Here is a 22,312-nt window from a genome sequence, read left to right as displayed (position 1 = left end):
GATGAGCTATAGCCTGGGGTTTGTGGAGTTCGCGTTGGAAGAGTGGTGCTGCGTCAAAGGGGGCGGAGGGAGTTGTCGTGACCTAGCTCCCCCTTTTCCAGTTCTCCGTCTGCCCTCTAGAAGCAGTTGGGCGATAGCGAGCAGTCCCAGTTGCCACCCGTGCGGAGGAATCGGCACGTCAGATCTCTTAGGCCACCCCACAACGGCAGGGACGCGATTTCTTCGGCAGTGGCTGCGCGTAAGCCCTGAAATTCATGGAAGGCGTGGTCATCATCGGTTGGCCCACCACCGAAAACGTAGAGCTGTTCGCAGAGGGCGGGTACCCCGACTTGTTCGGCGACGAAATACGTTTCCGCGTCACAGCAACCCCGGATCATGTCTTCTTCAACGTCATGGGTCGCACCATGAAGAAGCAACATGCCGCCTGCCTTGTAATTCGAGGCATCACGGTACTGGTACAAGAATACGTGGCGTTCCCCGTCGTCTTCGTCTTCGTGCAGATGGTAGATCGCGTCCGGGGTATCTGCAGTCCACGCTCGTTTGGTCATGATGTAGCCAAGCTTGTTGACGATATGGAACCCCGGCATGGCGTACCAATTTTCATCTTCGTAGGCGCCGGTATCGACGATCGTCCAGACGTGTTCGAGCGGCTGATCCTTAACGTCGTCGTATTCGAACATGCCGCTATCGGCGTTCTGTATGACGCCCCAGTGATCCCAGAAAGTGTCTTCGGGAATGTGTTTGTCGCTCATGAACTGGCCTCAATGACAGTTGCGGAGCGATCAACGCTGGCGTCACGTTGTCTCAGTGGGCGCGACTGTTCCGAAATCGGAGCAGGGTGCACTCAATTTTTCGAGTCATGAGACGACGGGATTTTCTATGCGTCTTGCAACGTACGCTGACGATGAGCCGCAACCAGTGATTGGTCAGGCTTGAGGCGTTCTGGTAGCTCGATCTGTGTCCCTTCCGCCGGGAAGAATACTTCTTGCACGAAGCTGTCCCTGCTGGCTTTGAGCTGCGCCGATAGGATGACGCGCCAGTCTTCGCTCAGAGTGAATAGATGGTTGTCAAAAGCCTTGTCATGAATGGCGGAAAGGCATAGACCGTTGCGTGGATTCAGGCGATTGGCTTTGTCCTGACTCCACGGGACAATATGGCTTGCGACGAGCAAGCGTGGCTCACTGACTCCGGAGATGCAGCATCGATTGCGATAGCTGGCGAGCACGGTACGGCGGAAGAAATCCTGCTTGATCCTTTGATGGACAAGTGCAAGGCGAGTTTCTCCAGTGAAGTCGGTCAGGTCATTCTCGGGTTCGTCGCGCTCACCATTCGACAAGAATGGCGAGCCATGAGCGAACTGCTGCCGTAGCTCTTCGCATTCGAGCGCAAGGCCTTCCCAGTCCTGATGAAATTCATTCCATATCTTGCGATCAAGAGCCGACGCGCCCGAGAGACCTTTGCGGCCACTTTCGGTGATCGAGCTGTCCAGACTGGCAAAGTTGACGAGCTTCATCGCCAACGCGCTGGGCGTGCGCCGGATGAGATGGGCTAGGCGAACGATTTCCGGGTTCGTCTTGTGCAACTTGCCGAATGGCGTTTGGAAGTAGAGGTTGAAGGCGAGTTTGAGCTGTTGCGTTGTCCAGTTACCACCACTTGGGAGTGCCTCCTCTAAGCCTTCTTGTGCATCCATAGTAAGCATTCCCCTTTTATCCGATTGACTCGCACCAGGATGCGCGTTTTGTTCTGTGGCGGCTAGGCCATGCTTCGCGGCGTGAAGCGAAGTCAGCGCAACGGCATTTCCTTCGTCGTCTTCTCCAGAATTTTCATTGACTCGGCGTTTTGCTTCTTCCACTCGCGCAGCTCCGCGTCGTTCTGTGAATCGCTCACATAGATCGTTGCCTTGGCGTGCGCTGCGGATGCCGCGGCGGGGCGGGGCAGGGAGGGTGGTTCCGGTCTGTATGCGGTCTGGGTGACGATGGGGCTCGCGACGGCTGGCGGTGGTTCGGTCGGCGTAGATGACGAGAGCACTGTGATCAGCAGCAGGCTAGCGACCATGCTTCCGCTGAGGGCGAGTGGTGTATCCAGCGGACTCATCGCGCGCGCATTGGTCTTTTGCAGCGAGCGCACCGTGGCGATCAGTTCACCACCGTGGGTCAGTTCGATGGGTTTGCCTTGGGCGAAACGTCGGGCGTCGCTGGTGTAGTCGCCGAGGGCAACAATCTTCACTGCGGCGGCTTTGTGATGCACTAGCAGGCCATACATCTCGCGCACGACTTTGACGCCGACTTGCCAGTTCTGCCACTGCTTGCACTGCACCAGCGTGGTCTTGCCGCCCTTGCGCAGGATCAGGTCGATGCCGCCGTCGGCACCACCGAGGCCGGTTTCTTCGACGACATAGCCCTGACGTCGGAAGGCTTCACCCGCGAGTTGCTCGAATTGGCGCCAGTTCATCTGGCGCAGGCTGTCGATGCCGGTCTGGCTGTCGAACAGGTGGCGGCGGCGACGCCGGCCGATGAAGGAGCCGATGGCAGCGAGCCAGCAAACGATCAGCAGCACCCACGCGAGCGGGGCATAGATGCCGTCGGCGGCGAGCTTGCCCAGTCCCGACGTATACGGGTTGTTGACCGCGCCAAAATACCAACCGATGCCGTGGCGTATCGCGATGTAGCCAATCACGCCGATCAGTATGCTGAGCCACCACGGCATGGCCGCCATCTGTTCGAAGCCGCTTTTTGTTCGTCTGGCCACTTCACTCCCCCTGAGTGTCCCTGGCACACCTAACCATACTGCGATCCTCCTGCTTCGTCAGGTCGCTCTGGTTCCCGGGCCGGCCGGTTTTCGCCCGGACGGCCCGGAAATTCCCCCGTGGGCCGAACCATGCGCTTGGCTTCGAGACTCGTTGCTCGACGCGCCGAGCTCTTCACTCCGCGGCCCGAGCAGATAGCTCCATCGTCCGGGCTTTTTTCCCGGGGCGCCGAGTTCACCTGCTCGGCTTGTCGGCCTTTTTCTCGACTGTCCGAGCTGTTTTCTCCTCGGTCCGGGCAAATAACTCGGCGACCCGAGCTTTTTTCCCGGCACGCCGAGTTCATCTTCTCGGCATGCCGACCTTTTTTCTCGGGCCACCGAGCTCTTTTCTCCATCGTTCGAGAAAATTACTCGGCCGCCCGAGCTTTTTTCTCGGCCGTCCCGACTTTTTGCTCGACGCTTCGAGCGGTCAGGGACTGTCCCGGGACTGGCAGGGATCTTGTATTTCCGCCTATAGACCGCTCGACAGGGTGGCCTTGCCGGACCAACTGCTACTCAGGCGACAGCCGCTCGGCACAGCGTTGGAGGCTCTGCCCGCGACTAGCTGGTCAGCTGCGCTAGATAGGACACCGGGTCTAGTTGGCAATGCACGGCGATGGCGCCAGGCAGGTCGAAGAGGCGGGGGCGCTCGCGGAAGTCAAAAAGGCGGTACAGCCGATAGGATTCTGCATCGGTCTCCGAACGTGCCAGTTCGTTTCGGCTGACGAAGAAGGGTGTCAGTTCGCCGAAAGACGTGGTCTTTACCTCGATCAACCGCTCACGACCGTTTTCCTCAAAGGACAGTACGTCGTAGCCGAGGCCATCACCCTGCGTGGCTGAGACGTGTTCGACGCGTTCGCTCAGCGACTTCATGCCGGCTGCGTATAGACGCCGGGCTTCAAGTTCCATCACGAACTGCTCGCCGGCGAGACCCAACGAACGATTGCGCGCCTCTTGCGCCAGATAGTCACGTTTGGCCGGAGAAAAGCGAGCCGCGTAGCCTGCGGGCGATTCCCTTACTTGGGTTGCTGCTTTTGGTATGGGAACCCAGATGGCTGTCGGGTTTTCAATGGACGCGACAGTCGCGGGACGTTCGACGGCAGCTTGTACTGCGTCCTGCAGGGCGATATTGCTCTGAAGCTGGGATTCCACCACTTCCATCAGCAATAGTTGGTAGTTCGCCAAGCTTTTGTAGCCCGTGACCGTTGGCCAGCCAAGTTCATTCATGACCGCGCTGATGTTGCGGAACTTGTATTCAACGGATGAATTACTTCTGCCATCCAGCCGCTGCACTAACTCGTGGATGCGATTGGACTTGTTGAATTGCTGCCCGTTGAGTTCAAGTGCGAGCATGTGCAGATAGTCGGCCACACAACTCTCCACCTCCAATCGCGACCAGTCTTCACCCGTTGCCATGCCTCGGCTCCCGCCATGCCCATTGATGTGCGGCCAGGTTAGGGCAAAACGGAACCTGTGGTGCGCTTTTCGCAATGAGGTTTGTATTGCCACGTGCAGGTGAAGCGGGACCTCGTCTCAACGCCGAGTTGAGAGGCGCTTCGGGACTAGCGTGAGCAGCCAACCAAAGGCATAGAGCAACACGAACGTCGACCCCGCCAGATATAGATAAGCCTCCGGCCAAGACAGTCTGGCCAGCGCCGGACCGAATCCCAGCCCAGCCGCCAGGCTGCCTTGCAGGGCGATCGGGATTTGCGCGAAGACGAATTGACCCTTGGGGTCGCCGTGGGCGGCCATGGCACATCCCAGGCAGACGAGGATGGCCAGCAGGTAGGTGAGGCAGAGGGCGGTGCCGATCTTGCTCATGGGCTCTCGGGCTTGAGGGGAGCGATGCGCTTCAGCCTTCCGGATGAAGTCGACGGATGCCCGCGATGGTGGCGGCTGGTTGCGGGGAGCAGCGTAATACAGCAACGGCTGGCGGGGAGGTTAGCGCAACGGCTCTGCGGCGACGGTGCCAGTGCACTGCTGTCCAGACGCGACTGCAAATTGGTCAGGCGCACTTCCGCATGCGTCGGCTAGCGCGGATACTCGGCTGGATGGCAAGCGGCGGCTTGCAGCGTTTCACTCTGGGGAGCTGACCATGCACGGTTTGTCGATGGATCGTTCGCGCACGGTGTTGGCCGTCGCGCTTTTACTGGCGGGCCTTGCCCTGGCCACGTCATCCCGCGCGGCGATGCCAACGCTGGCGCCGCAGGTGCAGGCCTACGTCGCGCATGCACAGCCGCTGCTGGCGATCACGCATGTGCGGGTGATCGACGGACATGGCACCGGTGCGAGGGAGAACCAGACGGTGCTGCTGCGTGACGGGCGCATCGCGGCGGTCGGGCGCCATGTGGATGTACCCAGGGATGCGACGGTGATCGACGGCAGCGGGCAGACGCTGATGCCCGGCCTGGTCGGCATGCACGACCACATGTTCTATCCGGCGCCCAGGGTGAATCCGGCGTCGAAGGAGTTGCTCGCGCCTGAGCAGGCGTCGAGTTTCCCCAAGCTGTACCTGGCTGGCGGAGTCACCACGATCCGCACCACCGGCAGCGTGGAGCCGTATACGGATCTGGCGTTGAAGAAGGCGATCGATGCCGGCCTGATTCCCGGACCGAAGATGCACACGACCGGGCCGTATCTGGAGGGCAAGGGCAGCCTGATGCCGCAGATGCACGAGCTGGTCGATGCCGACGATGCGCGCAATACGGTGAATTACTGGATGGACGAGGGCGCGACCTCGTTCAAGGCGTACATGCACATCACTCGCGCCGAGCTGTCGGCGGCGATCGCGGCGGCGCATGCGCGCGGTATCAAGGTGACCGGCCACCTGTGTTCGATCGGGTTCACCGAGGCGGCGGATCTGGGTATCGACAACCTCGAACACGGCTTGTTCGTGGACACCGAGTTCAGCGCCGGCAAGCAGCCGGATGTGTGCCCGGACACGAAGGCGGCCAGCGCGCACTTGGCCACGCTGAAGGTCGACGGTCCGGAGATCCGGCAGTTGATCAGGCATCTGGTGGCGAAGCAGGTCGCGGTGACGTCCACGCTGCCGGTGTTCGAGACCTTCGTGCCTGGCCGCGCGCCGCTGGATGCGCGGGTGCTCGATGCGATGCTGCCGCAGGCCCGCGAGGAATACCTGAAGACGCGCGAGCACGTCGCGGCGATGAAGGATTCCCCGTGGCCGAAGTTGTTCCAGCTGGAGATGGCTTTCGAGCACGCCTTCGTCAAGGCCGGTGGCACTTTGTTGGCCGGTCTCGATCCCACCGGCTACGGCGGCGTGATCGCCGGCTATGGCGACCAGCGCGAGGTGGAGCTATTGGTGGAGGCGGGCTTCGCGCCGGTGCAGGCCATCCAGATCGCCACCTTGAACGGCGCGCGCTTCATGGGCGTGGACAAGGAGATCGGTTCGATCGACGTCGGCAAGGCGGCCGACCTGGTGCTGGTCAAGGGCAACCCCGCGGACAACATCAAGGACATCGAGAACGTGGTGTTGGTGTTCAAGGATGGCTTGGGTTACGACCCGGCGAAGCTGGTCGAGGCGGCCAACGGTACGGTGGGGCTGCGCTGACCGCGTCGGTGCGTCCACCAACATTCGGGTGACTGTCATCCAGAGCGGATGGCATTCCGGCAGCAACGAGCGTTTCGCCCCGGAAGGCGACGCCAAGGGTCGCGACGCGAGTCAGGCACGTGACGAGTTCGACCTGAGACAGGCGTCAGCCTTCGCGGATGAAATCCACGAAGGCCCGCAGCGGCGAGGGCAGGTGACGCCGACCGGCGTAATAGAGCAACGGCCCGCTGAAGCGCTGGGACCACGGTTCCAGCACCGGCACCAGTGCGCCGCTGTCCAGATGCGGCTGCAGCCAATCCTCGAACAGGTGGATGATGCCGAGTCCGTCGAGCGCCGCCTGCACGGCCAGATCGAAGGCCGCGCCCGTGCGTACCTGCAACGGACCGGACGGGTCGACGCGCACGATTTCGCCGTCGCGCTCGAACTCCCACAGTGGCACGGCGCCACCGGAAAACTGGCCGCGCAGGCAGGCGTGTTGCAGCAGGTCGCGCGGGTGTTCGGGCGTGCCGTGTGCCTGCAGGTAAGCGGGCACGGCGGCGGTGACCAGGCGTTGCGTGCGCGGGCCGATCGGCAGCGCGATCATGTCCTGCGCCAGCCGCTCGTCGTAGCGGATGCCGGCATCGCAGCCGCTGGCCATCAGGTCGACGAAGCTGTCTTCCACGATCACTTCCAGCCGGATCTCGGGGTAGCGCTTGAGGAAGGGCGTGACGATGCCGGGCAATACCGTGCGCGCCACGTTCGCCGGCACGTTGATTCGCAGCGTGCCGGCGGGGCGGTCGCGGAAGTGGTTGACCACGTCCAGCGACGCTTCCACTTCGGCCAGCGCGGGCGCGAGCCGCTCGGCCAGTCGCGCGCCGGCTTCGGTGGGCGAGACGTTGCGCGTGGTGCGATGGAGCAGGCGCAAACCGAGTCGGCTTTCCAGCCGACGCACCGCCTCGCTCAATTTGGAGGCGGAGTCGCCGCCGCTGCGCGCCGCCTGCCGAAACCCGCCGGCTCGCAGCACGGCGAGAAACGCCTGGAGATCCTGTAGCTCTGTTGCCATTGTCCCGTTCTCCGCACGACCCGTATGGATTGTGGCGGATTATCAAGAGGGCGTGGCCTTCCTATAGTTCATCCCGTCCCTTCATCCTCCCGGAGAAACATCATGAGCAAGCTCGCACAGGCAGGCACGTTTTCGCTCGGCGACCGTACGGTCAACCGCATGGGTTACGGCGCCATGCAGCTGGCGGGGAAGGGCGTGTTCGGTCCGCCGAAGGATCACGCGGCGGCGCTGGCGGTGCTGCGCGCCGCGGTGGAGGCCGGCGTCAATCACATCGATACCAGCGACTTCTACGGACCGCACGTCACCAACCGGATCATTCGCGAGGCGTTGCACCCGTACGCCGAGGAGCTGGTGATCGTGACCAAGGTCGGCGCGCTGCGCGGCGACGATGCGTCCTGGCGTCCGGCGCAGAGTCCAGCCGAACTGGTGCAGGCAGTGCACGACAACCTGCGCAACCTCGGCCTGGATGTGCTGGATGCGGTCAACCTGCGCGTGATGGGTGACGTGCACGCGCCCAGCGAAGGCAGCATCGAAGCGCAGTTCAGTGTGCTGGCGGAATTGCGCCAGCAGGGGCTGATCCGCCACCTCGGCCTCAGCAATGCCACCGCCAGCCAGGTCGCCGAGGCGCAGGGCATCGCGCCGGTGGTCTGCGTGCAGAACCAGTACAACTTGGCGCATCGCGACGACGACGACTTCATCGACGCACTCGCCCGTCAGGGTGTGGCCTATGTGCCGTTCTTTCCGCTGGGCGGCTTCAGCCCGCTGCAGTCGCGGACGCTGTCCGATGTGGCGGCGCGGCTGGAGGCCACGCCGATGCAGGTGGCGCTGGCGTGGCTGCTGGCCCGCTCGCCCAACATCCTGCTGATTCCCGGCACGTCGTCAGTCGCACATCTGCGGGAGAACCTGGCGGCGGCCGGCCTGCGGCTGGGCGATGAGGTGATGGCCGAACTGGATGGCATCGGCCAGGCCTGATCCGGCTTCCGCTCTTCCACGACACGAACGAATGCGCCGCTTGTCGCGGCGCTAGCGGTTGTCCGGATCGGACTTCACCGCCAGGTTCAGCAGCTTTCCCTTCGCGTCCAGTTCCACCAGCATGATCCGCGTATCGCCTTCCTGGCCCACGCGATACACCGAACGCACGGCGCCGTCGTGTTCGCCACGCTTGATCAGCCGGAGCGGCGCGGCGTCCCACTTCGCGGGCAACTGGCTGCGCATGTCGGTCGCGTCGTTGGGGTCGAAGGCGTAGCCGGCGTCGGGGTCGAACTCGATGGCGAGGTTCTCGCCGGCCAGTATGCGTTGCAACACGTCGCGGGCGTGGGCGGCGATCTCGGGCTTGTCGTCCTTGATCGCGGGATTCGGCTTCGGCATCAGCGCCGGCTCCACCAGGCCGGCGATGACGTGGGACATGTAGACGGGGCTGGCGTGAGCGGCGTCCAGGTTGGTCAGCACCACCACGGTCAGCTTGTCGTCGACGTAGCGGTTGATGGTGCAGGTGAAGCCCTGCCACGCGCCGCTGTGCTGGATCACCCGATGGCCGTTCATGCTGTCGCTGGCCCAGCCGAAGCCGTAGTGGCTGGCGTTGGGCTGGCCGTCGTTGAGCACGAAGGGCGTCCACATCATCTCCAGCGATTTGCGGCTGAGCAGGCTGGTGCCGTACAGCGCGCGATCCCATTTTTCCAGGTCGACCACGTTGAAGTAGAGCGTGCCGTCCGCGGTGGAGTTGAGGCTGGGCGACACCCAGGTCTGGTTCTTCAGTTGTCCGCCGACGATCTGGTAACCGGCTGCGCGGCCGGGGATGATGTCGCGCTCGGAGATGCCGCGGGTGGAGATCATGCCCAGCGGCGCGAAGATCCGCTCACGCATGAAATCGCGGTAGTCCTGGCCGGTGACCTTGTGGATCAGCACGCCGAGCAGGGCGTAGTTGGTGTTGCGGTAGTCCCAGCGCTCGCCCGGCTTGAACTCGATCGGCAGGGTTTCGATCTTCTTCACCAGCTCGTCTTCGGTGAAGTCCTTGCGCGGGTCGAACAGGCCGCCGGGCTGCGTGCGCGAGGGATCTTCGTACTCGGCCAGGCCGGAGGTGTGCGACAGCAGGTTCTTCACCCTGATCGGCTTCCAGCTCACCGGCGCATCGGTGAAGTATCGGGTGATGCTGTCGTCCAGGCTCACCTTGCCCTGTTCCACCAGCATCATCACCGCGGTGGCGGCGAACTGCTTGCCGACCGAGCCGGACTGCATCAGCGTGGTCGGCGTGACCGGCGCCTGCCATTCGATGTTGGCCAGACCGTAGCCTTTCACCAGCAGCGCGTGGCCATCGCGATAGACGCCCACTTCGGCACCGGGAACATGCTGGCGCGCCATCTCGGCGGTGACATAGCGATCGATGGCGGCGATCTGAGCGGGCTTCAGCTCGGCCGCGGGTGCAGGTGCCGGCGTCGTGGCGCCGAGGAGCAGTGCGGCAAGCAGCAGGTTGCGCGTCAGGGACATGATGGGTGCTCGTCGCCGGAGGTCTGGAAGGGACCCATTCTGGCCGAAAGCGGGCGCGCCCGGTGGTCGTCCAGCGGCTTGCCGCTGCCGTCGGGTTGCGCCAACGGATAGACCTTTCGCCGAATGGAAAGCCCGCCGATGGGCGGGCTTCCGGGCTTATCTGCCGTGCACCGGAGGTGACGGAGCGGGCGAGTTGCGCGTGGTGTTGCTGATGGGTGGCGTCGGCGATACGTGCTGGCTGCGCTGATAGGCGGGCTGATAGCGATCGTGGTGGTAGAAGCGCGGTGACCGGCGGAAAAGGGGGTCGCGTTCGGCCAGGGCGAGTCGATGGCCATCGATGTGCACCCAGTACCAGGAGCCCGCCGGCACGGGTGCGGTCGACAGGTAGGTGAAGTGCGCGTTGTAGTTGCCGTTGTCCAGCGGCGATGCCTGCAGGACCAGGTTGATCACGAACTGACTGGAAACCGGGCGCCCGTGCTTGTCGACCGCGGGTTTGGTGATCATCTCGTCCAGGTTCGCGCGGAGCAGTCGGTTGACCTTGGGCGAGAGTTCGATGGCCGGCGAGGCGCCAGTGACCTTGCCGTGCGAATTCACCTGCACCAGCACCGGCATCACCTTGGGCGGAAACTCGTTGAGCGAGGCGGACCCGGCGGTGGCCAAGCCGGAGCAGGCCAGCAGGGCGCCAAAAACGGCGGATCGTGGTATCGATTTCATGGTGCCCTCGCTGAAGCAGCCTGGTGCTGCTCCTGTTGTCACTGCGACGGTGCCCCCGGCGCCCGAAAGAGTCAAGCTTCGGGGCGTGACGACAACGGCAACCCGGCTACTTCGGCAGCGATGCCAGCCACGCGAGCACGGCTTTCGAAAGTTCGATGCGCCGGTCGGAATAGGCGTGGTCGGTGGAAAGGTGCACGGTGGTAACGTGGCTGTCGCCGGCCTTGCGCAGATCCGCGGCGAACGCCTGGTTGTCCGGGGCGAGGCCGTCGTCGGAGGTCACGATGAGGGCGGTGCGGTTCTTCAGCGCGGCGACCTTCGCGGGGAAGGCCCAGCCCGCGGCGTGATCGACCAGTTCGCGCGCCAGCCCGTCCGGGGTGCAGCCGCTCAGCGGCGCCATGCCTTCGTTGGCGAGGCCGCTGGCCATGGCCTTGAGGCCCGCGCTTTCGCCGTCCTTGCGCACGAGCCGGATGGCGTGCTCCGCCATGTCCGCTGCGGAAAGCGTGGCGAAGGCCTTGATCGCGGGATCGGCCGCGGCGGCCTGCACCGTCATGAAGCCGCCCATGCTGTGGCCGATCAGCACGATGCGCGCAGGATCGAGCCGCAGCTTCCTGGCCACCTCGGGCTGGCGCAGGTAAGCCAGCGCCGCGGCGGTGTCCTCGATGCCGTGCGAAAACGAGAAGTCGCCCGGCGTGCCCCAGGAGCCGCGGTAGTTGAAGTAGAGAACGTCCCAACCGGCGCGGCGCATGTCCTGCGCCAGGTCGAGGTTGCGTTCGTTGCCGGGGAAGCCGTGCAGCAGGATCACCGCCGGATGCGGGCCGGTACCGGCGGCGACGTAGACCAGCGCATTCATCAGCGCGCCGTGGCTGGGGATCTGCATCGTCTCCATCGTCGCCCGCGTGTTGGTTGGCGCGGTGGATTCCAGCGGGGTGTCGGCGTGCTTCGGGGCAGCCTGTGCGTGGCACAGGCTCCATGCCACGCCAGCGACAAGGCAGGCGGCCAGCAACGTATGGATCGAGCGGCTGTTCATGCGTTTTCCCCCGGGTGGATGCAGCGGTTCGCGAAGCGTATTCCTTTCGCGGGCGATGCGGAGCGCCCCCGCGCCCTGCGGTGGCGAAGAGGTGTCATGGAGGCGGGCATCTGGCGTTACCCTTCGACTTCCCCAAGGCCAGTCACGGAGCCCCCCCCATGTCACAGCACGCCACCACCTTCCGCCAGATGCATGGCGGCCCCGGACTCCTGCGCTTTCCCAATGCCTGGGATGCCGGCAGCGCCCGCCTGTTCGAGAGCCTCGGCGCACGGGCCATCGCCACCACCAGTGCGGGCGTGGCATGGGCGCTGGGCTACCCCGATGGCGGAAAGATGCCGGCCGATGCGGCGATCGGCGCCGCCGTCAACATGGCGCGGGTATTGCGTGTGCCGTTGTCGGTCGACATGGAAAACGGCTACTCGGACGACGCAAAGACGGTGGGTGAAACCGTCCGCCGCCTGCTCGACGCGGGCATTGCCGGCATCAACATCGAGGACGGCCGCGATGCGCCGGCGAAGCTTGCCGCGAAGATCGAGGCCATCCGGAACGCTGCCGCGAACGCCGGCGCAGACATCTTCGTCAATGCCCGCACGGACGTGTTCCTGGCCAGCCTGATCGACGCGCCGCAGCGGGTCGGGGAAACGTTGTCGCGTGGCGCGACCTATCGCGCGGCCGGCGCCGACAGCTTGTTCGTGCCGGGTCTTCGCGATGCCGGCGAGATCGCCGCCGTGGTGGAAGGCGCCGGCTTGCCGGTCAACGTGATGGCGTACCCGGGGCTGGCGCCGGCGGCCGAGCTGGAGCGGTTGGGCGTGCGGCGATTGAGCGCGGGCTCGGGCATTGCGCAGATGCTGTGGGGGCAGGCGGGGAAGCTGGCGCAGGATTTCCTCGACAGCGGCCGCTCCGAATCAATGGCCGAAGGCGCGATGCCGTACCCGCAGTTGCAAGCCCTGTTCGCCGGCAGGTGACAGCGGACGAAACGATGCTCCGCGCCGCTGGTCGTGCTGATCGCGGCGTTTCCCTGTACTCGCTGCCGAGCCGCCTGCGCTGCATCCATCTCGGGCTGGTCGTCATCGGCGCGAGCCTGATCGTGCAGGCATTCATCCGGGGCGAGTGCACGGAAGCCGCTCTCGACTAGCGAAGCGCAGCCTGTCGACGTTTCCGGATGAACCCGTCGACCGACCAGGGGCCGGAGCCCCCCAGTACCAGCGCGGCCAGGCCGGCCAGGTACAGCAGGTCGCACTCGTATCCCGGTTGGCCGAAATGCGCGCCCGTCGCGGTGACCGCCAGCAGCTTGATCGAGCTGAAGCCGTACGGCAGGTGCACGGTAAAGATGGCCACCAGCAGCACCACCGCCATCGGCAGGCTTGCCAGCGCCACGAAGGCGCCAAGGAGGATCGCCAGGCCGCCGAACACTTCGACCAGGATCGTGAGCCATGCCATCAGGTGCGGTGCCGGCACGCCCAGCGCCTGCAGGATGGCGGCGAATCCCGCCGGACCGTGGATGATCTTGGCGAACCCGTGCTCCATGAATCCGTAGCCGACGATCAGGCGTAGCGGAAGGGGCGCCCAGCGGGCGATCAGCGGGTTGTTCATGGTCCGGATTCCGGGCAGATGCCCGCTAGAGCAGCAGGCTTCCACCGGAATTCGCTGCGGACCCCGCCCCGGTTACCCGTGCGTGCCGAGCAGGCCGATGATTTCGCCGGTGCTGCCGGTTTCGCCCAGTCGCGGAAAAATGCGGGCGATGCTGTTGGCGTGGGCCTCGGCACTCATGTCGGTCATCGCGTCGACGGCGAGGGTGACGTGGTAACCCAGTTCGTGCGCCTGGCGCGCGGTGGATTCGACCCCGATGCTGGTGGCGATGCCGGCGAGCACGATCTGGGTGACGCCCTGCGCTTTCAGGTACGTGTCGAGGCCGGTGCCGGTGAATGCGCCCCAGGTGTGCTTGGTCACCACGTGATCCTGCGGCTGCCGACCCAGTTCGGGCACCAGCTCGGCCCAGTCGGCGGGCAGATCATCCAGGTTGCGCGGGCGTTCGGTCCGCGCCGGCGCGCCGCCGCTCACGTTGACCAGGATCACCGGCAGGCGGTTGCGGCGAAACGCCTCGGCGAGCGCGCGGGCATGGGTCACCACCTCGGCGGCCGGATGGGCGGTGGGATAGGCGACGATGCCTTTCTGCAAGTCGATGACGATCAGCGCGGTGATCGGGTCGAGCGTGGTGATGGCCATGAGGGCGTCCTTGGGGGAGGCGGGCTTACGTTTCGCGGAGGGGAGATGTGCCGCGGCCTTGCCGTCACGGCTCGACGAGACGCTTGAGCAGGGCGACGGCGCGGGCAAGCCGGGCCTGCTCCTTCGGCGCCAGCCGGGTCTGGATGGCGTGGAACAACCAGTCCTCCCGCGCCGCGCGGCTGGCCTTGATCAGCTTGCGGCAGGCGGGGGTCAGCGACAGCAGGGTTCGCCGCCCGTCGTCGGGATCGGGCGTGCCGCGCACCAGCCCGGCTTCCAGCAATGCCGCAACGTTTGCACCCATGGATTGCGGGCGCATGCCTTCGGCGTGGGCGAGCGCGGTGATGGTGGCGGGCCCGTCGCGCTCCAGGTGCCCGATCACCGACACCTGCGACCACGGCAGGCCGCCCAGGTTGATCTGTTCGCGCAGGCGCCGCCGCAGCTTGCCCACCAGCACGCGCAACTCGACGGCCGTCGCCATGGCATCGGCCGCCGCCGGATTGACGGATGGCTTGTTCATCCGCGCAGTCTGTCAGATGGAAAGCCAAACTACAAAGGCAAACTTCATGAATGAATGGCGGTCGATCGACCGGTTCGCGCCGCCGTGGATGACCCTGGCCATCGGTGCCTGGCAGGCGGTAGTTCGCCAATTTGATATCAAAATATCATTGACACGACGATGTTAATGGAATAACACTGCGGATCGTGGGCTGTCCACGCGACCATCTCGGGGGAGAGAGTCATGGATTTTCGCTATCTGCAGCATGCTCGTCGGGGAATCTGCGTTGCCATCGCGGTGGCCCTGTGGTCGCCGCTGGGCATCGCGGCCCAGCCATCGTCGCCGGGTGGTTCCGATGCCGGCGCGCCCGCGTCCGGCAGCACCCCGCCGGAGGATGCGTCGGGCGCCGGGGCGGGTCAGCAATCGTCACCGGCCTCCGCCAGTTCCGCACCCACCGACCTGGGCACGGTCATCGTGACCGCGAACAAGCGCAGCGAACGCTTGCAGGATGTGCCGATGGCGGTATCGGCGCTGCAGGGCCTGCAGCTCGAACGCGAGAGCGCGGTCAACTTTGCCGACTACGCCACGCGGGTGCCCGGGCTCAATGTGATTTCCAGCGGGCAGGGCAGGACCCAGCTGGTGCTGCGCGGCATCACTTCCGGCAGCGGCCAGCCGAACTCGACGGTGGGCACCTACATCGATGACGTGCCGTTCGGCTCCAGCACCGTGTACGCCGCCGGCAGCGTGCTGACGCCGGACATCGATCCGGCCGACCTGGAGCGCGTCGAGGTGTTGCGTGGGCCGCAGGGCACGCTGTATGGATCGAACACGCTGGGCGGGCTGGTCAAGTTCGTCACCACGCCGCCGGACGCCACCCGCGCCTACGGTCGTCTGCGTGCCGGCGTCAGCAGCGTCGAGGATGGCGGCACCGGTTCGGACGTGCACGCGATGTTCAACGTGCCGCTGGCTGCGGACAAGCTGGCCTTGCGGATCAATGCGTACGAACGCCACGATCCCGGCTATGTCGACAACGTCCTCACCGGCAAGCACGACGTCAACCGCGCCAAGGTGAGCGGCACGCGCGCGCAGTTGTTGTGGACGCCGAGCGACACGGTTTCGCTGCGCCTGTCGGCGCTGGCGCAGAACCTGGGCAGCGACGGTGCCGGCCTGGTCGATGGCGGCGTCGACGTCGATGCGCTGACGCTGAAGCCGATCCACGGCGACCTGCAGCAGGTGCGCTCGCCCGGCACCGGCCAGTTCCGGCTGAAGTACCGGCTCTACGACGCGTCGCTCAACGCGGACTTCGGCGGGGCGAAACTGTTTTCGTCGACCAGCTACGGCACGCTGGACATGAACTCCAACGCCGACGTCACGGCGGCCTACGGGCCATTGCTGAACCCGCTGTTCGGCCTGCCCAACGGTGGCTATTCGCTGGTCAACCCGATGACGCTGGACAAGTTCACCCAGGAATTGCGCCTGCAGTCGCCGGAGACGCAGACCGTGGAATGGCGCGCCGGCGTGTTCTACACGCGCGAAAAGACCACCGCCCACCAGAACATCCTGAGCTTCGATGCCAGCACCGGCGAACCGATCGCGCTGCCGACGCTGGCCGACCTGTCGATGGGGCCGGCGATCTTCACCGAGTGGGCCGCCTATGGCGACGTGACCTGGCACGCCACCTCGCGTTTCAGCGTGCTGCTGGGCGCGCGCTACAGCAGCGACCGCACCACCTACGCGCAAACCGGTGACGGGCTGATCCTCGGACCCACTCAATTCACCATCCGCGGATCGGACAACCCGACCACGTACCTGCTCAATCCCAGTTTCCGCTTCAGCGACGACCTGATGGTCTATGGGCGCATCGCCTCCGGCTTCCGTCCGGGCGGCCCGAATGTCGGCGTGCCGCCGGGGCTGGGCGCGCCGCTGACGTTCGGTCCGGACAAGCTGGTGAGCTACGAGCTGGGCCTGAAGGCCACCACGATGCAGCGGCGCATGACCTTCGACGTGTCCGCCTTCTACATCGACTGGAGCCAGATCCAGCTCACCGTCGTCTCCGGCGGCATCGGCTTCATGGGCAATGGCGGCAAGGCCAGCAGCCAGGGCGTCGAGGCGGCCTGGCAGTACGCACCGGTGCGGGGCCTGCTGCTGTCGGCCAATGCCAGCTGGACCGACGCGAAGCTGGACGCGGACACGCCGCCAGGCCTGTTCGGCTACAAGGGCGATCGGCTGCCCTACGTGCCGAAGTGGAACGCCAGCGTCGGCGTGGATTACGACTTTCCGCTGGCCAGCGGCTGGTCCGGCTTCGTCGGCGCGGGCTATCGCTACGTGGGCGAGCGCAAGACCGACTTCGTCGCCGCGCCGGGCCCGCGCCGCGACGTGCCCGACTACGACGGCATCGACCTGCGCGCCGGCGTCAACTTCGGCAACTGGACGGTCAAGGCCTACGTCAAGAACCTGACCAACGAACGCGGCATCACCTCGCTGGCGTCGGAAACCACCGACCCCCACGCCAATCCGTTCGCCGCCGTCTACGTGATGCCGCGCACGGTGGGCCTGTCCGCCAGCGTCGATTTCTGAGCATGCCCTTCCACCGAACCGTATCCGGAGTGCGTCCATGAACCGCTATGCGAAATTCGCCGCGGCATTAGCGATCACCTGTGCCGTCGGCATCGCGATGGCGCAGGTGCCGTCGTCGCCGAACCCCGCACCCGCAAGCTCGATCCTGCCGGTGCCGGCCGTGCCCGTCGCCGCCGCGCCGGCCGCGGCGCTGGCGCCGCCGGTTGGCGTCGCGCATGCATTGACCGCCGACGACCTGGCCACCTTCCTCGACGGCATGGTGCCGTACATGATCCAGCGCGGCGACGTCGCCGGCGGGGTGATCTCGGTGGTCAAGGACGGCCAGCTGCTGTTCGCCCGCGGCTACGGCTACGCCGACCTGGCCAGGCGCACGCCGGTGTCGCCCGAGACCACGCTGTTCCGGCCCGGCTCGACCTCCAAGCTGTTCACCTGGACGGCGGTGATGCAGCAGGTGGAGCAGGGCAAGCTGGACCTCGACCACGACGTCAACGAATACCTCGACTTCACCATCCCGGCGCGCGACGGCAAGCCGGTGACGCTGCGTCAGCTGATGACGCACACCGCCGGCTTCGAGGACACCGCCCGCGGACTGTTGCCGAAGAAGCCCGAGGACGTCGATCTGGAGCGCTACCTGAAGACGCATATCCCCGCGCGGATCTTCCCGCCGGGCGAGATCGTGGCGTACTCCAACTACGGTTGCGGACTGGCCGGCTACATCGTGCAGCGCGTCTCCGGCGAGCGCTTCGAGGATTACATCCGGCAGCACATCCTCGACCCGCTGGACATGCATCACTCGAGCTTCGCGATGCCGCTGCCGCCGCAGCTGGCGCCGCTGATGGCCAAGGGCTACAAGAGCGCCTCCGACGGCAAGCCGCAGCCGTTCGAACTGGTCGATCCCGCGCCGGCCGGCGCGCTGAGCAGCAGCGCGACCGACATGGCGAACTTCATGATCGCCCAGCTGCAGGGCGGCCGTTTCGGCGACACCCGCATCCTCAAGCAGGCCACCGCCGAGTTGATGCACAGCCCGCAGTACACGGCGGCGCCGGGCCTGAACGGCTTCGACCTGGGCTTCTACCAGGAGGATCGCAACGGCCAGCGCATCATCGGCCACGGCGGCGACACCATGGTGTTCCACAGCGACCTGCATCTGCTGCTGGATGCGAACGTCGGCATCTTCATGTCGTTCAACAGCGCCGGCGATGCGGGCAGCGTGCACGTGATCCGCAAGGCGATCTTCCAGGCATTTCTCGACCGCTATTTCCCCAAGGAAGCACCGTCACCGTCGACCGTGGACACCGCCAAGGCTGATGCCGCGCGCGTGACTGGCTGGTACCAGGCCAGCCGCCGCAACGACAGTGCGCTGCGCATGCTGTACCTGTTCGGCCAGGTCAACGTGGCGGCGAAACCCGACGGCACGCTGGCGGTGTCGATGCTCACCGACTACGCGGGCAAGCCGCTGCAGTGGCACGAGACCGGGCCGCTGCACTACAGCGAAGTGAACGGCAAGTCGCAACTGGCCTTCGTTGCCGACGCGAACGGCGGCATCCGTTACTGGGCTACCGATGCCGAGGTGCCGGTGTTCCTGTTCCAGCGCGTGTCCGCGGCTCGCAGCCTGGGCACGGTCGGTCCGTTGCTGGGAGCGTCGGTGGCGATCCTGCTGGCAACCTTGCTGAGCTGGTTCGTCGGCGGCTGGGTGCGCCGGCATTACCGGCGGCCGCTGCAGCTGACGGCGCTCCAGCTGCGCACGCGCCTGCTGTCGCATCTCGGCGTGCTGGCGTTGCTGGTGGTGGTGCTGGGCTGGCTGACCTTCATCGCGGTGACCTCGGCCGACGAGTCGAAGCTGCTGGACGGCTCGGGCACGGGCTGGCTCTACCTGCTTTACGTACTCGGCGTGTTCGGCCTGCTCGGTGCGCTGGCGGTGCTGGTGCATGCGGTGCGTGCCTGGATGGCACCGCGGCGCGGCCGCTGGGTGCTTGCCGGCGAAACGCTGCTGGCGCTGGCGGCGATCTACCTGGCCTGGTTCATCGTGGCGTTCGGGCTGGTCAGTTTCAACGTGAGGTTCTGACGGACCGCTGCGCATCGACATCAATCAGGCAGGAGAGATCATGGGTACCGAGGGACACGCACGGCTGCAGTTGCACACGCGGCTCGAGAAGTGGGCATTGAAGGAGCCGTTCCACATCACCGGTTACACCTTCGACGAGTTCGAGGCGCTGGTGGTGACCCTGCACGAGGGCGACCGGTTCGGTCGTGGCGAGGCGCTGGGCGTCTACTACCGCAACGACACGCCGGCCGCGATGCAGGTGCAGGTCGAGGCGCTGCGCGAACGGATCGAGGGCGGCCTGACGCGGCAGGAGCTGCTGCAACTGCTGCCGGCCGGCGGCGCGCGCAATGCGGTCGATTGCGCTCTGTGGGATCTGGAGGCCAAGCGCAGCGGCCGGCCGGTGTGGATGCTGGCCGGTGGCGAGGCGCCGCAGCCGCTGGTGACCACCTTCACCCTCGGCGCCGACGCGCCGGCGACGATGGCCGGGATCGCGCGGGGCTTCCCCGGTGCCCGCGCGCTCAAGCTCAAGCTCACCAATGACGAGCTCAACGCCGAGCGCGTGCGTGCGGTGCGCGCGGCGTGCCCCGATGCGTGGATCATGGTCGACGCCAACCAGGGTTTCACCCGCGACTCGTTCGCGCGCCTGCTGCCGGCGCTGGTCGAGGCGCGGGTGGCGGTGGTGGAGCAGCCGTTCCCGATCGGCAATGAGGCCTGGCTCGACGGGCTGGACAGCCCGATCATGATCGCCGCCGACGAGAGCGTGCAGGATCATCACGACCTGCCGTCGCTGGTGGGCCGGGTCGGCATGATCAACATCAAGCTGGACAAGTGCGGCGGCCTCACCGAGGCGCTGGCGATGGCCGCCCAGGCACGCGAGCTGGGCTTCGAGCTGATGGTGGGCAACATGTCCGGCTCGTCGCTGGCGATGGCGCCGGCCTTCGTGCTGGGCCAGTCGTGCAAGGTGGTGGACCTGGACGGGCCGATCTACTTGCGGCGTGACCCGGCACCGTCGGCGATCTACGAGCATGGCCGCATCTGGTGCGACGATGCGATATGGGGCGGGCCGCTGGCGGCGGCCGCCTAGACCACAGGGGAGCGACATCGCACCGTGTCCGACAGCATGATTCCAGCACGCGAGAAAAACTGGTTTGGCCATCCGCGCGGCCTGAGCGTGCTGTTCCTCACCGAAATGTGGGAGATGTTCTCCTTCTTCGGCATGCGCGCGCTGCTGGTCTACTACATGACCAAGCACCTGGACCTGGACCAGCAATACGCCTCGCTGATCTACGGCGCCTACGCGGCCTTCGTGTATTTCACGCCGGTGTTCGGCGGCATGGTGGCCGACCGCTGGCTGGGCAAGCGCAACGCGGTGATGATCGGCGGCGCCACGATGGCCTTGGGTCATTTCATGATGGCCTCCGAGCCGCTGTTCTATCCGGCGCTGGCCACCATCGCGTTGGGCAACGGGTTGTTCCTGCCCAGCCTGGCCAGCCAGATCGAAGGGCTTTACCGCGATGGCGATCCGCGCAGCAAGAGTGCCTACAACATCTACTACGTGGGGGTGAACCTCGGTGCGTTCCTGGCGCCGCTGATCTGCGGCACGCTGGGCGAGGCGTACGGCTGGCACTGGGGTTTCGCCGCGGCCGGCTTCGGCATGCTGCTGTCGCTGGTGATCTACCTGGCCGGCGCCCGTTACCTGCCGCCGGAACCGAAGCGCGGCGCCGAGGCAAGGGCGGCGCGGCCGCCGGTGGATCGGGCGGTGATCGATCGTTTCGCGCTGCTGCTTGGCGTCGCCGCGATCGTGGTGGTGTTCCGCGGCGCCTACGAGCAGGTCGGCAACACCATCGCGCTGTGGATCGACCAGGGCGTGGACCGCGAGCTGGCCTCGGGCTGGGTCATCCCGATGACCTGGTTCCAGTCGATCAACTCGGTGGTGGTGTTCGCCTTCACCCCGCTGCTGGTGGCGCGCTGGGCGCGGCTGGCGCAACGCGGCGTGGAGACGCCGCTGCTCGGGCGGATGGCGTTCGGCGCCGCCATCGTGGGTGGTTCCTACCTGATGCTGGCCGTGCTGTCGGCGTGGTGCGAGGCGCACGGCGTGCGCGCGCACTGGGGCTGGCTGGCGGCCTGGTTCGTGCTGATGACCACCGGCGAGCTGTACATCCTGCCGGTGGGGCTGGCCCTGTTCGGGCGCATGGCGCCGGAGGGTTTTCGCGCCACCAGCATCGCCACCTGGTTCTTCGCGGGCTTCTTCGGCAATCTGTTGGCCGGCGCGCTGGGTACGCTGTGGAGCCGGCTCGGTCACGCCTGGTTCTTCGCCCTGATCGCGGCGGTGGCCGGCGTGTCGGCCGCGCTGTTGTATATGCTTGGCCGTCGCCTGGGCGACGTGGAAACCCATGGAACGGAAGGCGCCGCCATGGCGCTGGCCAGATAAGCGGATGACGATGACCAAGGACCTGCAAAAAAAGCTGAAGAGCCGCTGGGACAGCTTCACCACGGCCGAGCAGAAGATCGCCAGCTACCTGCTGCACAACATCAGCGGCATCCCGTTCGAGACGGCCGCGTCGCTGGGCAAGCGCGTGGGCGTGAGCGCGATGACGGTGGGTCGGTTCCTGCGCAACCTGGGTTATGCCGGCGTCGGCGACCTGAAAGAGGAACTGCGCGGCGATGCGCCGTGGATGCAGTTGTACAAGACCTCCGAACCGGCAGCCGACGCCGACTACATCAGCGAGAGCCTGCAGGCGGAGATCCGCAGCCTCAACGATGTCTACGCGCTGGCGCGGGGCGAGGAATGGGCGCCCATCGTGAAGATGCTGGTGTCGGCCGATCGCGTGTCGGTGGCCAGCTTCCAGCACGGCTCCTTCCTGGGACTGGGCTTCGCCTCCTCGCTGCAGCACGTGCGGCCGCGGGTGTCGTTCGAATCCGGCGCCGACGGCTCCTATACCGGCATGCTGCTGGATTCCACCGAGCAGAGTTGCGTGGTGCTGATCGACATCCGCCGCTATTCGCGCCACTTCCGCCTGCTGGCCGAGGAGGTGGTCGAGCGCGGCATTCCGCTGCTGATCATCACCGACACGCAGTGCTACTGGGCGCGCCAGCTGACTCCGCACGTGCTGATGATCCCGATGCAGACCGGCCGCGCCTGGCACAGCTTCGGCACGCTCACCAGCCTGTTCAGCCTGTTGATCAACGCGGTGATCCGCGAGATGGGCGACATCCTCGGACGGGTCGGCGACATCACCGAGTTGCGCCAGAAATTCATCGGCTACGACGGGCCTTCGATGTCGGGCGAGGGCAAGCCGGCCCGTGCCGGACAGCACAAGAAGGCGAAGAAGCCGGCAAAACGGCGCTGA

Annotated in this window: 21 protein-coding genes; 9 read left to right on the top strand and 12 right to left on the bottom strand. The window is 65.8% G+C overall.

Translation table 11 applies throughout. The features are described 5' to 3' along the window. Window positions 1-116 precede the first annotated feature (116 nt). The 5 genes from ASD82_RS05880 to ASD82_RS05860 all read right to left on the bottom strand — a co-directional run bounded on the left by ASD82_RS05880 (window position 117) and on the right by ASD82_RS05860 (window position 4,605). Window positions 117-752: a hypothetical protein gene (locus tag ASD82_RS05880; protein WP_056716774.1), complete on the bottom strand. Its 636-nt coding sequence runs from the start codon at window positions 750-752 to the stop codon at window positions 117-119. A 125-nt stretch (window positions 753-877) separates the two neighbouring features. Beyond that, window positions 878-1,852, bottom strand: coding sequence for an HNH endonuclease (locus ASD82_RS05875; RefSeq protein ID WP_200950238.1), 975 nt, complete (start codon window positions 1,850-1,852; stop codon window positions 878-880). Beyond that, complete coding sequence (locus ASD82_RS05870; protein WP_056716772.1) at window positions 1,783-2,748, bottom strand: restriction endonuclease; 966 nt, start codon at window positions 2,746-2,748, stop codon at window positions 1,783-1,785. The genes ASD82_RS05875 and ASD82_RS05870 overlap by 70 nt, the downstream gene beginning before the upstream one ends. A 597-nt stretch (window positions 2,749-3,345) precedes the next feature. Next, entirely contained in the window at window positions 3,346-4,200 is an 855-nt protein-coding gene (locus ASD82_RS05865; protein WP_200950237.1) for a DUF3883 domain-containing protein, read from the bottom strand. 117 nt (window positions 4,201-4,317) lie between these two features. Then, entirely contained in the window at window positions 4,318-4,605 is a 288-nt protein-coding gene (locus tag ASD82_RS05860) for a hypothetical protein (RefSeq protein WP_056716769.1), read from the bottom strand. 274 nt (window positions 4,606-4,879) lie between these two features. On the opposite strand from ASD82_RS05860, the gene ASD82_RS05855 reads away from it, so the two are divergent. Beyond that, on the top strand, window positions 4,880-6,352 hold the full coding sequence (locus ASD82_RS05855; RefSeq protein WP_056716768.1) for an amidohydrolase family protein: 1,473 nt from the start codon (window positions 4,880-4,882) through the stop codon (window positions 6,350-6,352). A 145-nt stretch (window positions 6,353-6,497) separates the two neighbouring features. Here ASD82_RS05855 and ASD82_RS05850 read toward each other — a convergent pair whose 3' ends face one another. Beyond that, window positions 6,498-7,394: a LysR family transcriptional regulator gene (locus tag ASD82_RS05850; RefSeq protein WP_056716765.1), complete on the bottom strand. Its 897-nt coding sequence runs from the start codon at window positions 7,392-7,394 to the stop codon at window positions 6,498-6,500. Window positions 7,395-7,496: 102 nt separating this feature from the next. Here ASD82_RS05850 and ASD82_RS05845 point away from each other — a divergent pair, with 102 nt between their 5' ends. Beyond that, on the top strand, window positions 7,497-8,366 hold the full coding sequence (locus tag ASD82_RS05845; protein WP_056716763.1) for an aldo/keto reductase family oxidoreductase: 870 nt from the start codon (window positions 7,497-7,499) through the stop codon (window positions 8,364-8,366). 51 nt (window positions 8,367-8,417) lie between these two features. On the opposite strand, the gene ASD82_RS05840 is transcribed toward ASD82_RS05845, so the two are convergent. From ASD82_RS05840 to ASD82_RS05830, 3 genes are all read right to left on the bottom strand, one after another. After that, window positions 8,418-9,878 (bottom strand): serine hydrolase domain-containing protein, encoded by a 1,461-nt coding sequence (locus tag ASD82_RS05840; protein ID WP_056716761.1) that lies wholly within the window; start codon window positions 9,876-9,878, stop codon window positions 8,418-8,420. 156 nt (window positions 9,879-10,034) lie between these two features. Further along, window positions 10,035-10,592 (bottom strand): hypothetical protein, encoded by a 558-nt coding sequence (locus tag ASD82_RS05835; RefSeq protein ID WP_056716759.1) that lies wholly within the window; start codon window positions 10,590-10,592, stop codon window positions 10,035-10,037. 106 nt (window positions 10,593-10,698) lie between these two features. Continuing rightward, complete coding sequence (locus ASD82_RS05830) at window positions 10,699-11,619, bottom strand: alpha/beta hydrolase (RefSeq protein ID WP_056716758.1); 921 nt, start codon at window positions 11,617-11,619, stop codon at window positions 10,699-10,701. Window positions 11,620-11,777: 158 nt separating this feature from the next. Between ASD82_RS05830 and ASD82_RS05825 the strand changes: the two genes are divergently transcribed. Both ASD82_RS05825 and ASD82_RS17660 read left to right on the top strand, forming a co-directional pair. Continuing rightward, window positions 11,778-12,584 carry an isocitrate lyase/phosphoenolpyruvate mutase family protein gene (locus ASD82_RS05825; RefSeq protein WP_056716754.1) on the top strand — a complete coding sequence of 269 codons (807 nt, stop codon included), beginning with the start codon at window positions 11,778-11,780 and terminating at the stop codon, window positions 12,582-12,584. A gap of 14 nt (window positions 12,585-12,598) precedes the next feature. After that, a complete protein-coding gene (locus tag ASD82_RS17660; protein WP_157599029.1) occupies window positions 12,599-12,754 on the top strand; it encodes a hypothetical protein in 156 nt (51 codons plus the stop codon). On the opposite strand, the gene ASD82_RS05820 is transcribed toward ASD82_RS17660, so the two are convergent. The 3 genes from ASD82_RS05820 to ASD82_RS05810 all read right to left on the bottom strand — a co-directional run bounded on the left by ASD82_RS05820 (window position 12,751) and on the right by ASD82_RS05810 (window position 14,362). Continuing rightward, a complete protein-coding gene (locus ASD82_RS05820; protein WP_056716752.1) occupies window positions 12,751-13,212 on the bottom strand; it encodes a DoxX family protein in 462 nt (153 codons plus the stop codon). The two genes, ASD82_RS17660 and ASD82_RS05820, sit on opposite strands and share 4 nt — an antisense overlap. 72 nt (window positions 13,213-13,284) lie before the next feature. Further along, window positions 13,285-13,845: an isochorismatase family protein gene (locus ASD82_RS05815; protein WP_056716749.1), complete on the bottom strand. Its 561-nt coding sequence runs from the start codon at window positions 13,843-13,845 to the stop codon at window positions 13,285-13,287. 64 nt (window positions 13,846-13,909) lie between these two features. After that, a complete protein-coding gene (locus ASD82_RS05810) occupies window positions 13,910-14,362 on the bottom strand; it encodes a MarR family winged helix-turn-helix transcriptional regulator (RefSeq protein WP_056716747.1) in 453 nt (150 codons plus the stop codon). Window positions 14,363-14,584: 222 nt separating this feature from the next. Between ASD82_RS05810 and ASD82_RS05805 the strand changes: the two genes are divergently transcribed. The 5 genes from ASD82_RS05805 to ASD82_RS05785 are packed head-to-tail and all read left to right on the top strand — an operon-like array spanning window position 14,585 to window position 22,312. Continuing rightward, window positions 14,585-16,918 carry a TonB-dependent receptor gene (locus ASD82_RS05805; protein WP_056716746.1) on the top strand — a complete coding sequence of 778 codons (2,334 nt, stop codon included), beginning with the start codon at window positions 14,585-14,587 and terminating at the stop codon, window positions 16,916-16,918. Window positions 16,919-16,955: 37 nt separating this feature from the next. After that, on the top strand, window positions 16,956-18,983 hold the full coding sequence (locus ASD82_RS05800) for a serine hydrolase domain-containing protein (RefSeq protein ID WP_056716745.1): 2,028 nt from the start codon (window positions 16,956-16,958) through the stop codon (window positions 18,981-18,983). Window positions 18,984-19,023: 40 nt separating this feature from the next. After that, a complete protein-coding gene (locus ASD82_RS05795; protein WP_056716743.1) occupies window positions 19,024-20,046 on the top strand; it encodes a dipeptide epimerase in 1,023 nt (340 codons plus the stop codon). 36 nt (window positions 20,047-20,082) lie between these two features. Next, window positions 20,083-21,393 (top strand): peptide MFS transporter, encoded by a 1,311-nt coding sequence (locus ASD82_RS05790; protein WP_056716741.1) that lies wholly within the window; start codon window positions 20,083-20,085, stop codon window positions 21,391-21,393. A 4-nt stretch (window positions 21,394-21,397) separates the two neighbouring features. Then, window positions 21,398-22,312, top strand: a complete 915-nt coding sequence (locus ASD82_RS05785) for a MurR/RpiR family transcriptional regulator (RefSeq protein WP_235580643.1) — start codon at window positions 21,398-21,400, stop codon at window positions 22,310-22,312.

Source organism: Rhodanobacter sp. Root179 (genome assembly GCF_001428465.1).
In the GTDB taxonomy this organism is placed as follows: Bacteria; Pseudomonadota; Gammaproteobacteria; order Xanthomonadales; family Rhodanobacteraceae; genus Rhodanobacter.
The sequence above is the reverse complement of the archived record's forward strand: the minus strand, read 5'-3'. Positions and strand labels throughout refer to the sequence as shown.